The sequence below is a fragment of the Actinacidiphila sp. bgisy167 genome, from assembly GCF_057707665.1.
This window is the reverse complement of record NZ_JBYIQP010000072.1, coordinates 24225-35773: the sequence shown is the minus strand read 5'-3', so window position 1 is coordinate 35773 and position 11549 is coordinate 24225. Positions and strand designations below refer to the sequence as shown.

The 11549-nt window shown below is 73.0% G+C and carries 13 protein-coding genes; 1 reads left to right on the top strand and 12 read right to left on the bottom strand.

Annotated elements, in window-relative coordinates; translation table 11 throughout:
• The 11 genes from AC3ET4_RS23845 to AC3ET4_RS23795 form a co-directional block, all read right to left on the bottom strand.
• Positions 1-262: hypothetical protein (locus AC3ET4_RS23845; protein WP_431952693.1), on the bottom strand; the 262-nt coding region annotated here is incomplete at its 3' end.
• On the bottom strand, positions 199-1626 hold the full coding sequence (locus tag AC3ET4_RS23840) for an ABC transporter permease (RefSeq protein ID WP_431952691.1): 1428 nt from the start codon (positions 1624-1626) through the stop codon (positions 199-201). The genes AC3ET4_RS23845 and AC3ET4_RS23840, both read right to left, overlap by 64 nt.
• Positions 1623-2429 carry an ABC transporter ATP-binding protein gene (locus AC3ET4_RS23835; protein WP_431952689.1) on the bottom strand — a complete coding sequence of 269 codons (807 nt, stop codon included), beginning with the start codon at positions 2427-2429 and terminating at the stop codon, positions 1623-1625. The genes AC3ET4_RS23840 and AC3ET4_RS23835 overlap by 4 nt, the downstream gene beginning before the upstream one ends.
• Positions 2426-3568: an efflux RND transporter periplasmic adaptor subunit gene (locus tag AC3ET4_RS23830; RefSeq protein ID WP_431952687.1), complete on the bottom strand. Its 1143-nt coding sequence runs from the start codon at positions 3566-3568 to the stop codon at positions 2426-2428. The genes AC3ET4_RS23835 and AC3ET4_RS23830 overlap by 4 nt, the downstream gene beginning before the upstream one ends.
• Positions 3555-4232, bottom strand: a complete 678-nt coding sequence (locus tag AC3ET4_RS23825) for a hypothetical protein (protein WP_431952685.1) — start codon at positions 4230-4232, stop codon at positions 3555-3557. Before AC3ET4_RS23825 ends, AC3ET4_RS23830 begins: the two co-directional genes overlap by 14 nt.
• Positions 4233-4446: 214 nt before the next feature.
• A complete protein-coding gene (locus AC3ET4_RS23820; protein WP_431952683.1) occupies positions 4447-5463 on the bottom strand; it encodes an ABC transporter in 1017 nt (338 codons plus the stop codon).
• On the bottom strand, positions 5460-6413 hold the full coding sequence (locus AC3ET4_RS23815; RefSeq protein WP_431952701.1) for an ABC transporter ATP-binding protein: 954 nt from the start codon (positions 6411-6413) through the stop codon (positions 5460-5462). The genes AC3ET4_RS23820 and AC3ET4_RS23815 overlap by 4 nt, the downstream gene beginning before the upstream one ends.
• Before the next feature lie 13 nt (positions 6414-6426).
• Positions 6427-6861, bottom strand: coding sequence for a GntR family transcriptional regulator (locus AC3ET4_RS23810; protein WP_431952681.1), 435 nt, complete (start codon positions 6859-6861; stop codon positions 6427-6429).
• Positions 6862-7058: 197 nt separating this feature from the next.
• On the bottom strand, positions 7059-7562 hold the full coding sequence (locus AC3ET4_RS23805) for a DUF4232 domain-containing protein (protein ID WP_431952679.1): 504 nt from the start codon (positions 7560-7562) through the stop codon (positions 7059-7061).
• A 46-nt stretch (positions 7563-7608) separates the two neighbouring features.
• A complete protein-coding gene (locus AC3ET4_RS23800) occupies positions 7609-7956 on the bottom strand; it encodes a hypothetical protein (RefSeq protein ID WP_431952677.1) in 348 nt (115 codons plus the stop codon).
• 94 nt (positions 7957-8050) lie between these two features.
• The gene (locus AC3ET4_RS23795; RefSeq protein ID WP_431952675.1) at positions 8051-8275 is read right to left on the bottom strand and encodes a hypothetical protein; all 225 of its coding nucleotides are present in this window, start codon (positions 8273-8275) and stop codon (positions 8051-8053) included.
• A gap of 262 nt (positions 8276-8537) precedes the next feature.
• On the opposite strand from AC3ET4_RS23795, the gene AC3ET4_RS23790 reads away from it, so the two are divergent.
• Positions 8538-9587: an alpha/beta fold hydrolase gene (locus AC3ET4_RS23790; protein ID WP_431952673.1), complete on the top strand. Its 1050-nt coding sequence runs from the start codon at positions 8538-8540 to the stop codon at positions 9585-9587.
• A gap of 117 nt (positions 9588-9704) precedes the next feature.
• Here the strand turns inward: AC3ET4_RS23790 and AC3ET4_RS23785 are convergent, their stop codons facing one another.
• Positions 9705-11432 carry an LCP family protein gene (locus AC3ET4_RS23785; protein WP_431952671.1) on the bottom strand — a complete coding sequence of 576 codons (1728 nt, stop codon included), beginning with the start codon at positions 11430-11432 and terminating at the stop codon, positions 9705-9707.
• Positions 11433-11549: the final 117 nt, after the last annotated feature.

Here is an 11549-nt window from a genome sequence, read left to right as displayed (position 1 = left end):
TCCAGGAAGAGCCGTAGTCCTCCGCGGACTGTCCGCCGACGAGTTGAACGCCGCCGTCCGACCGGACGGCTACACGGTCCGCCACCGCACGGGCGAGAAGAGTCCGCTCGCCGGAACCGTCGAAGGGGACGGCCACGACCTTCCAGATGGATGCCCCGGACGCCTTCTGCCCGAGCGAAGCGTCATAGCGGGCCACGGTCAGCGAGTCGTCGACGACGCCGATGACCTTCGCGTCCTTGAGGCCGACCTGAAGTTCGCGCACGGGGGTGCCGCTCCAACGTCAAGTCCTGGACCATCGTGTCCGTGAGCGTGGCGCCCGATTGAGTCGCGAGGGTATGGCCGGTGTGCCGCCGCGCACGGTGCGGCACACGCGGGTGGGTCCGTCGCGGTGTCCGGCCGAGGTGACCTCCCCCTTGACGGGGCCTCGGTGGGCGGAAGCCGGGAGGCCCGGACGGAGGGGTAGACGCCCGCCAGCACGCCCACGACCACCGCGCCGCCGACCGCACCAGCCACGACCGGGAGCGGCAGGACGGGCGTCCAGCCCTGGTGCAGGCTGTACCCGATCGCGGCCAGGGAGCCGACGGAGGTCCCGGCGATCCCGCCGAACGCCGACAGCATGACCGCCTCCACGAGGAACTGCCCGCGGATCTGGCCCTTGCTGGCGCCGAGGGCGCGGCGCAGACCGATCTCCTTGCGGCGTTCGAGCACCGAGATGAACATCGTGTTGGCGACTCCGATGCCGCCCACCAGCAGCGCCACCCCGGCCAGCCCCAGGAAGAGCGAGGAGAAGGTGTTCTCGGTGGCTCGCTTGGCGGCCAGCACCTCCGAGGGCCGGCTGACCTGGACCAGGCCGGGCGCCTGCGGGTCGAGCGTCGCGGGAAGCACCCCGCGGACGTCCTCCAGGGCGTCCTCGTCGGCCTTGACGTAGACGACCGTCGGCTGGTCGTCGAAGTTCAGGTAGGTGTGGGCCGCCTGCCAGCCCACCATCACCGACTGCTCGAGCTCGGGCGTGAGCGGCATGGGGCCCAGGATGCCGATCACTGAGAACGCACGCCGGTCGATGGAGACCAGGGGCGCTGGGCCGCCCGGGTCCAGCCGGCTGATGCCGAGCCAGGCGGCGGCCTGGTTGCCGAGGACCACCGTGGGGAACCGGTCGGTCGCCGGGCCGAGGAACCGGCCGGCGCGCACCGCCCCGTGGACCGTCGAGAGCAGGTTGTCCTGGCTGGCCAGAACGGTGATGCCGACGCCGTCGTCGGCGGGCGCCCGGTCCGAACGCAGGATGCGCGCGTTGGTGTTGGCCACGGCGGTGGCCGAGGTGACCGGGCCGATCCGGCCGGCCATCGCGGCGGCCTCCTTCGGCAGCGAAGGCCGCTCGTCCTGCTGCCCGACCGCCTGGGCCTGCAGGATGTCGGGGCCGAGGGATTCCAGCTCGTCGAGGAGGTGGCGCTGGCTGGACGCGGGGATGCCCGTGACGACGATCATGGTGGCGATGCCGATCGAGATGCCGAGGGCGGACAGCGCCGCCCGCATCACACGGATCCGGATGCCCAGGAACCCCAGGCGCAGGAAGTCGCCCGGTGGCAGCCGTACCCCGCGCAGGGGTTCGTCCTTCGCGGCTTCGGTCATGGGGTCGCCTCCGCGCCGGTGTCGTCCGTGATCCGGCCGTCGCGGATCTCCACGCGCCGGGGCAGCCGGGCCGCGATGTCGCGGTCGTGGGTGATCACGGCGATGGTGGTGCCCTCGTCGTTGAGCTTCTCGAGCAGATCCAGGATGGCCCGGCCGTTGGCGGTGTCCAGGGCGCCGGTGGGCTCGTCGGCCAGGACCAGCGACGGGGCGTTGACCAGGGCGCGGGCGATGGCCACGCGCTGCTTCTCACCGCCGCTGAGCTGGTGTGGGGAGTGGTCCACCCGGTGGGCGAGCCCCACCCGGCCGAGCGCCTCCAGGGCGAGGGGGCGGCGGCGACGGCGCGGGACGCCCGCGTAGAGCAGTCCCGTGGCGACGTTCTCCGCAGCCGAGAGCCCGTCGGTGAGGTGGAACTGCTGGAAGACGAAACCGAGCCACGTGCCGCGCAGGACGGACAGCCGGCGGTCGCGGAGTCGGGCCACGTCGCGTCCCGCGATCTCCACCGTGCCGCGGCTCGGCAGGTCGAGGGTCCCCATGATGTTGAGCAGCGTCGACTTGCCGGATCCGGACGGCCCCACGATGCCGAGGAGTTCGCCGCGGCGGATGGTCAACGACACGTCGTCCAGGGCGCGGACGCCGCCTGCGTAGGTCTTGCTCGCCCGCACGACCCGCAGCACGGGCTCGTCCCGGCGGCCGGCGTGCCGGGCTCCGGGAGACGGCGGAGCCTGCGGGGACGGGTGGGGCGGCCCCACCGCCCGCAGCCGCAGGGTGTCGGCGGGGCCGCCGCCGAGGTCGCCGAGGGTCATGAGGCGGTCTCCACACGAAGCCCCTCGGACACTCCGTCGCCCTTCACCTCGACCATGCCGTTCGCGAAGAGTCCCGTCTCGACGGCGAGGTAGGCGCCGTCGGTCTTCTGCAGCGCGTAGCCGCCGCCGCTCAGCGCGACGAGCGTCCCCACGGGCACGGCGAGCACGTTCTTCCTGGTGGAGGCGGTGAAGCGGACCTGCACACTGGCCGCGTCGTACTTCGGCGGGGTGGCCGGTGTGACGGTGACGAGGAGCGTGGGAGGGGTGTTCTGGCCGCCGGCCGAGTCACCTCCGCCCTGGACGGTCTGGCTGATGGAGGTGACGGTCCCGGGCGCCTCGCTGTTGTCCGGAAGGGTGATCACGACCTTCGCGCCGGTCGAGATGCCGTCGGTGTCCGTGGCCTGCACCGGCACGCTCACGGACTTGGAGGTGCGGGTGACGGTCATCAGGGGCTCGCCGACGGGGTCGCCGAGCTGGGCCTGCACCGAACTGACCCGCACCGGCCCGGATACCACGACGATCTGCCCGACGTCCAGCGTGCCCGTCGGGTCCATGCCGACGTACCGCTGCCACCGCTTGACCGCGTCCGACAGGCTCTTGGTCCAGACGTCCCCGATCCGGTCGGCGCGGCCCGCGCCCGTGATGGTCCCCATCGCGCCCCCCGAGGAGGCGCCGACGCGCGGGCCGATGTCGTAGCCGAGGGCTTCGAGGTTGTCGGCGACCATGGTGACGTCCCTGCCGCGCAGCGTCGGCTTGTCCAGGGTGCGGTACAGGGGCGTGCTCCCGTAGAAGACCACGACAGGGCGGTCGTCCACCGCGTACAGCTGGCGGCCGCGTTTGACCGTCCGCCCCGTGGGCGGGAGTTCGGTGACCGTTCCCTCCCCCGTGCCCTTGACGGCGATGTCGGCCCCGTAGCCGAGGGTGCCGCGGTGCGTCTGGGTGTCGGCGAGGTCCGTGCGCACGACCTTGACGGTGGCGGATCGCGCCACCTTGCCGGCGGAGGCGGCGGGCTGCTTCGCCCCGGAGGCGAGGGAGTAGCCGCCGAAGGCCATGCCGGCCGTGACCAGGAGGACCGCCGCCACGGTGAGGGCCCGCCGTGTGGTGCGCCTGGAGGTCCGCGCCGCTCTACTCGCCGCCACCGAAGGCCTTCCGCTCGCAGTCCTGCTCGATCGACGACGTGTCCTGGCGGGTGTCGACGTAGTCGTCGTCATAGGTCCAGCCGAGGCCGTTCGGGTTGAGGCTGGTGTCCCTGGTGAGGTGCACCATGATCCCGTTGGAGCGGAGGCAGCTGACGTCCTTCTGCCAGTCCTCCCGGTAGTGGGGGTTGAGGGCCGGATCCTGTTCCGGCGGGCCGATGGGCAGTTTGTCGGCGCACGCGTTCTTGGCGCGCTCGGGAATCGGGTCCGCGACGAACACCGGCTCTTCCCCGCCCGGCTCCGCGCCCGGAGGCGGCGCAGCTCCGGTACCGCCCGTCTTGGCGCCGTGCTCCAGGAGGCACTTGTCCCAGGCGGCGATCAGGCGGTTGCGGCGCTCGGGGGAGTCGTCCAGCCGCAGTTGCGGACGACCGGAGTCTCCCGCCGCGCGGTCGGAGGGCGCGCCCTGGCCCGGCGGCCGGTCCGTCGACGGCGGCAGGGAGGCCACCTGGCGGTCCGCGCCGCGGGCCGGTTCGGACGCCGGGCCCCCGCACGCCGTCAGGGCGGCGAGCGAGGCCAGGGACGCGGTGGTCAGGACGATCGCACGGAGCGTCGGGGCCGCGCCTGGGGCGCGGAGTCGAGGGCGGGGTCGCAGTCGCGGTGCTGGCATGGGCTTCCTTCGAGGGGGAACGCTGAGCGGGCACGCCTGGGCAGTGCCTTTGACCTCCCAGACGTGCGACCACGTCCCGGGTTGTCGTCCGCGCGAGACTTTCGGCGGATGCGTGCACCTGCCGACCGCGGTTCCCCAGCCGTTCGACGGCACGACCCCGGGTGGACGCTCCGCGCGTCCCCCGAGGTCGTGCCGTCCCAACCCGTGCACGTCATCAGACGACGCGCTTGCGGCCCCAGAGGAAGACAAAGACCGTGAGGGCGGCGGTCAGGGCGAAGAGGATCGAGGCGCCCAGCCACTGCATGCCGCTCATCTGCGAGAAGGGGAGGTAGTCCACCGCCCAGCCCACGATGCCCTTCTGCTGCTGGCAGGCCGCGACGGCCTCCTCCGGCCCGGCGTGTACGCAGGTGCTCCAGCCGAGGGTCTCCCCGGACGCCGTGACGTACGACTGGTCGATCTGATAGGCGGCGGCGGGCGGGCTCGGGGCGCCGACGTCGACACCGGTGTCGGTCGTGATCCTGAGGACATGGCCGAGATCGAGCCGGTAGGAGCTCCAGGCCACCTGGACGGCGACCGCGAAGAAGAAGGTCACGACCATGGCGATCAGAGTGCGGCGCAGGAGCAGGCCGATCGCGACGCCGCCGATGACGGTGAAGAGCGCGAGTGCGACAGGCACGGGCCCGGTGGTGTCGAACGCCTGGCCGGAGGTCCAGTCCATGACGGAGCTCTGCCGGCTGACCGGCGCCCACCACCGGCCGAAGGCGAAGGACAGGGCGACGGTGCAGACCACGACCACCAGGGCGCTGATGCCGATCTTGGCGGCGAGCCAGCGGGCGGGCCGGGCGGCCTGAGTGGTGACGAGCTTGGCCGTGCCGCTCTCCAGGTCGCCGGCGAGCAGCGGGGCGCCGAGGAAGACCCCGAGAAGGACGGGGACGAAGCCGAGCCCGTAACCGGCCTTCAGGAGCTCGGAACTGTACGGGCTGATGTCCTCCATCCACCGGTCGGGACCCGATGCGGGCCAGCCCTTCGCGGCGAGGTGGTCGAGCAGGCCGGCGCGCTGGTAGAGCATCCAGGCCACGGCGAGGGCCGTCAGGGCCAGCAGCGTCCAGAAGGCGGCACGGTGCTGGCGCCAGACGAGCCAGATCATCCCGCTCAGCCGGGGGCGGCGGGCGCCGCGGTCGGCGGCGGCGGGCTCGGACGGTGCGGAGGAGGTCGCGGTCAGGTTGCTCATGCCGCCGCCCCCCGACCCTGCGTGCCGTACGACACACCCGGTATCTGGGCCACCGGACTGATCAGCGGCGGCACGTGCGGCGAACGCAGATAGGCGAGCAGGAGTTCCTCCAACTGCGGGCTGTGGGACTGCCACTGGTCACCGACCGGGCCGTCCGGGCGGATGAGGGCGGTGGCCTGCCGCCCGCTGGTGCGGTACTCGATCACGGTGTGGCGGGCCAGTTCGGCCGGAACGCCGGCGCCACCGTCGGCGACGCCCTGCAGCAGCAGATGGGCGCTGCGGATCTCGTCCACGTCACCGGCCACCCGCAGGCCGCCGCCGGAGATGACCAGCAGGAAGTCGCAGACGCTCTCCAGCTCGCTGAGCATGTGGGAGGACATCAGCACCGTGGTGCCGTGCTCGGCGGCCTCGGCCATCAGGGTGGTCATGAGCTCGTGGCGCACCAGCGGGTCGAGGTCGGACATCGGCTCGTCGAGAAGCAGCACATCGGGCCGCTTGCCGAAGGCGAGGGCGAAGGCCACGCGGGTGCGCTGACCGCCGGAGAGGGTGCCGACCTTCGCGTCCATCGGCACGTTGCCCGCCCGGACGATCTGCTCGGCGGCCCGCTGGTCCCAGCCCGGGTTGAGCTCGCGGCCCAGCCGCAGCGTCTCGGCCACCGTGAACCGGCGGAACAGCGGCTTCTCCTGGGCGAGGAACGCCGTGCGGCGTCCCGCCTCCGCCGACTGGGGCTGCGCGCCGAACACCGTGAGGGTGCCCTCGGTCGGCTCCAGCAGATTGGCGGCGATCGACATCAGCGTCGTCTTGCCCGCGCCGTTGGGGCCCACGAGCCCGCAGATCCGGCCGGCCGGCAAGCGGAACGAGCAGTCCCGCAGGGCCCAGCCGCGCCGGTACTTGCGGCCGACTCCATGAGCCTCGATCGCCGACTCCTCCACCGGGCCGCCCCTGTCCATGGGGTCCGTGGCGTCACGCACTGGTCATCCTCTTTTCCCGACCTTCCGGTGTCCCGTCGGCCGCCGTCGCACCGGCGTACCGCTCCTGCAGGACGGCCGCGACCAGCGCGGCGACGTCCTCCCGTTCCAGACCCGCCTGCTGGGCCCGGGTCATCCACGCCTCCAGTTCCCCGCGCAGCGGGGAGTCGGCGCCCGCCTGGGGGCGGGCCAGTGAGCGGCGGATGAAGGTGCCGAGTCCCGGCCTCGGCTCGACCAGCCCCTCGCGTTCCAGTTCGCGGTAGGCCTTGAGCGTGGTGTTCGGATTGACGGCGCTGGTCTCCGCGACCTCCTTGGCGGTGGGCAGCCGGTCCCCCGGCATCAGGACGCCCAGCCGCAGGGCCTGTTTGGTCTGCTGGACGATCTGCTGGTAGGCGGCGATCCCGCTGCGCCTGTCGATGCGGAACTCCACGAGGCTTCAACACCCTTTAGCTACTCGATTAGTGGAATGATGATGAGAGGGCGAGGCGAGCCGTGTCAAATGAGGTGGCCGCCAGCGCGCCTCGGGACGGAACCGTGACATCCGCGCGGGGGGACGGCGCGGCCCGCACAGCACGAAGGCCCCGGGGAGCCGGGGCCTTCGTGCGGACGGGAGGAGGGATCAGCGGTTCATGAGGCCGGGGCCGCGGTCGCCGGATCGGCCTTCCAGGCGCTGACGCCGAGCTTCCCCGTGGTGCCGAGGTCGATTTCCGGGACCACCATCACCGCGGGGGCGCCGGGTGTCGCCCGCACCCTCGCATAGGGGGCCAGCACCGGCGTGCCGTCGGTGACGGTGTTGCGCCACATCAGGCCCGCGGTCGCGCTCTGTCCCGGCTCCAGGGTGACGGGGCGGGGCGCGTCGTCGAAGCCCGGCACGAGGGCGACACCTCCGCCACCGCGCACGACCTCGACGCCCGTGACGGGCTCGTGCTCCTCGTCGAGGAGCTGGACCAGCGGATAGCCCTCGACGCGGCGGAGATGTGACGAGCAGTTCTCCAGGCGCAGCCCCACCACCCGCAGCCCCATGGCGGCGTCGCCGTCGTCGGCGGTGAGCCGCAGCCCGGACAGCGGGCAGACGCCTGCCGCGGCGGGCGCCTCGTCCGTCGGGACGCTCCTGACCTTGACGACGCGCACCCGTTCCACGGTGGACCGCGGTGTGAGCGGTGCGGCCAGGTCGGCCTCACTCCGCACCGTGCGGCCGGGCGGAACCGCGGACACCCGTGTGCGGCTCGTCCGCCAGGGCCCGCCCGGCACCTGCGGTGAGCCCGAACGTGACGGTGTAGGTGAGGAGTTCGCCGGCGTGGTTGGTCACGCGGAACACGACGTGGAACGGGGGGCCGGGGCAGTGGGCGGGCCGGCCGCTCACGGCGGTGATCTCGACGTCGCCGTCCCCCTCGGGCTCGGCGCTGACCGGCACGGCCGAGGGGGCGCAGGCACCGCGGTCGTCTCGGTGCGGGCTATCGCAGGCCGTGGCGAGGAGCAGGGCACCGGCGAGCACGGCCGGGAGGAAGAATGCGGGGGTGCGCATCCGGCGATGCCATCAGGCCGCCGCCCCTCCCGGCCGTGGCGGACGCCACAATTCCCGTCACATGACTGTCACAAGGGCCGCGGCCGGGCCGGGTTCAGCGGGAGGCGGCGCTGTCGATCCAGGCGACGACGGCGCTGACGGTAGCGTCGTCGAGCTGCCGGGCGAGGGTGTGCACGGCGTCGCTGTCCCCGGGGAGCGGTGGCACCCCGGCCGCGATGAGCGCGGCGTGGAGCTCGACCCAGCGCGCGTCGACGGCGGCCAGGTGTGCCCCCAGCGGGGCGCCACCCAGTGACTGCTGCGGAGTATCGAGAAGGCTCATGGTGTTTCCCCTCGGACCTCGGACGGTGTCGACCGGACTCGCCGTGCAGGACAGCCCCGTCGCGCCCACCGGTTGCGCCACGCCGCCGACTTCACCCGTCCGGCCCTCACCGCGCCCGCCGGGACCTGTGCCGAACGGATGACGTTCGCCGGTCCGGCGACGCGGGCGGCGCGGCAGAGGGCATGGCGTACCCCAGTGCGTGACCCACCTCGGTGCGGGGCCTGCCCCAGGGCCCGGGCCCGCGTCCCACGGAAGGCATCAGATGATCGACAGGCGGACCTTCGGCACGATCGCCGGCACGGGAGCGGTCGCGGCCGCGCTGGGGATCGTCACCGGATGCGCGACGACCGGCCCGGCCGGGGACAAGCCGGCGCCGCCTATGGACCCCGGCAAGGAACGGCCGGGCGGCACCGAGGCGTTCGGCCCGCTGAAGCAGGTGGAGGCCGGGGTGCTGGACGTCGGCTACGTGGAGGCCGGACCGGCCGACGGGCCCGCGGTGATCCTCCTCCACGGCTGGCCGTACGACATCCACAGCTACGCCGCCGTCACGCCGCTGCTGGCCGCGAAGGGGTACCGGGTGATCGTCCCCTACCTGCGCGGCCACGGGACGACGCGCTTCCTGTCCCGCTCGACGCCGCGCGACGCGCAGCAGGCGGTGTTCGCCCTGGACATCCTCGCGCTCATGGACGCCCTGGGCATCAAGAAGGCGGTCCTCGCCGGCTTCGACTGGGGGTCGCGGACCGCCGACATCATCGCGGCGCTGTGGCCCGAGCGGGTCAAGGGGCTCGTCTCGGTGACCGGTTACCTGATCACCGACCGCGAGGCGAACAAGCAGCCGCTGCCGCCGAAGACCGAATGGGCGTGGTGGTACCAGTACTACTTCGCCACGGAACGGGGACGGAAGGGCCTGGAGCGCAACCGGCACGATCTGGCCCGGCTCGTCTGGACGTTCAACTCCCCGACGTGGGGCTTCGACGACGCCACGTTCGACCGCACCGCGGCGGCCTTCGACAACCCCGACTACGTCCCCATCGTCATCGGCAACTACCGCTGGCGGCTGAGCCTGGTCGAGGGCGAGCCGCGCTACGACGACATCGAGGCGCGGCTCGCCCGACAGCCCGTCGTCACCGTGCCCACGATCACCCTCGACGGGGCGGTCGATCCCTTCACCCCGCCGGGCAACGGCTCGGCCTACCGGGCCAAGTTCACCGGGAAGTACGCGCACCGCACACTGCCGGGCATCGGGCACAACGTGCCGCAGGAGGCGCCCGCCGCCTTCGCCCGGGCCGTGGTGGACGTCGGACGGCTCTGAGCGGCCCCGGGCCGCGGCGACGGAAGCGACCGCCGCCGGCGGGGGTCGGGCGCGCGCCGAGCGAGCGTCAGGGGTCGACGCCGAGTCGGCGCGGCCCGGGCGGCGGCTCGCCGGGGCTCAGCCGACGCACTCCTGCTTGTCGGCCCGCGACTGCGGGATGGTCTCAGGGAGCCGGTCCGGCTCGGCGAGCGGATTCCCGGCGCCCAGGTAGTCGCCGCCGAGGGTCAGGGTCATGTTCGCGCCGGAGGTGGCGTCGTCCGCGCCGGTGGCGTCGTCCGCCGCGGGGTCGTCCGCCGCGGGGCGCAGGGCGGAGGCGGGCAGCCCCATCATCGCGGCCAGGGCCCGGGCCTGGTCGGCCTGGTCGGGCGCGTACTCCAGGGTGGTGCGGTCCTGCTTGCCGCCGCCGGCGTTGCCGCCGTTGGTGGCGTGGGTGACGCCCTTGGTGTTCTGCAGCCACTGCAGGGTCTCCTGAGCCGCGCCCTGGGGGCCGCCGCCGTTGAACACGTCCACCCGGACCTGCGACGGGTCCGCCTTGGGGCCGCGGAGCTTGCTGTCGGCGGCCGCGGGCTTCTTCTTCGGCTTGGTCAGCGAGACGTCGTCCTTGATCGCTTTGAAGAGCGCGGGCGCCCTTGTGTCGTCCACCACGACCGTCGCGTGCCTCGTCCCCTCGGCCGGGTTGTCCTTGACCGGGAGCGTCGTGAAGGTGATGTGCTCGGGATCGACCCGGCTCAGGTCCTTGGCGAGCTCGGTGAGCTTCGCGACGCCGCCGATGCCGGTGTCCACCGTGAGCGACTTGGTGGCCGCGTTCGCCAGCTTGAAGAGCTTCGTGGGGTCGGTGAGGGTGTCGCCGGACTTCATCTGGCGGATCATCGACGCCAGGAACTGCTTCTGCAGGTCGATGCGGTCCAGGTCGCTGCCGTTCTTCAGGGAGTGCCGGGTCCTGACGAAGGCCAGGGCCTGCTCGCCCTGGACCTTGCTCGGCCCCGCCGGCAGGTCCAGATGGGAGCCCTCGCCGTCGCGGGTCGTGTCCTTGATGGGGTGGGTGAGGCAGACCGGCACCCCGCCGACCGCTGTGGACAGGGTCTTCACGGCCTCGAAGTTGACCAGGACGAAGTGGTCGACCGGCAGGCCGGTGATCTCCGTGACGGTCCGCATGGTGCAGCCCGGGTCGCGGCCCGACTGGCCCAGGCTCTCGTTGAAGCGCGGGCTGAACCGCCCCTGCGGCGTCCCGGGGATCGTCTTGGTGGAGCCGTCCTTCTGCTTGGTCGGGCAGTCCGGGATGCCGGTGACCATGTCGCGCGGGATGCTCATCGCGGTCGCGTTCGACCGGTCCTTCGCCACATGGAAGAGGATCGTGGTGTCGGCGTGGCCGACGCTCCCGGCGTCCCCGTACTTCGCGCCGAGGCCCTGGCGGCTGTCGGTGCCGATGACCAGGATGTTCACCGCTTCCTTGCTGGTCGCGTTCTTGCTGCCGGCCGTGCCGACGTCCACGGTGGCGATGTTGCCGTCGAAGTGCCGGTAGAGGAGGTAGGCGCCGGCGCTGCCCCCGAGCACCAGGAATCCGAGCGTCCCCGCCGTCCACATCAGCACCCTGCGCTTCACGGACCGCTTCGCCCTGCGGGAGGGCGGGGCGCCGGCGCGGCGCCGTCCGCCCGGGGCGGGAGCGGGCGGCCGCTCCTCGGGGCGCGCCCGCCCGCCCTGCCGCGGTACCTGCCGCCCGCCCTGCCGCGGCACCGTGGGGGCCGGAGGGGCGTCGGAGGGCAGTCGCAGCCGGTAGGCGCCGGTGTCCGGGTCGAGGACCCACTGGTCGGCGGGGTCGATGCCGCTTCCGTCGTGCCTGTCCATGGTCGTACGGGTCCTCCGTCCGCGCCCGGACGCCGCCCCCCCGCGGCGTTCCCCGGTCGTCGCCTGTCTGGTCGGTCGCCCCGCGGCAGGGCCGGGGCAACCGACCAGACCTCCGAC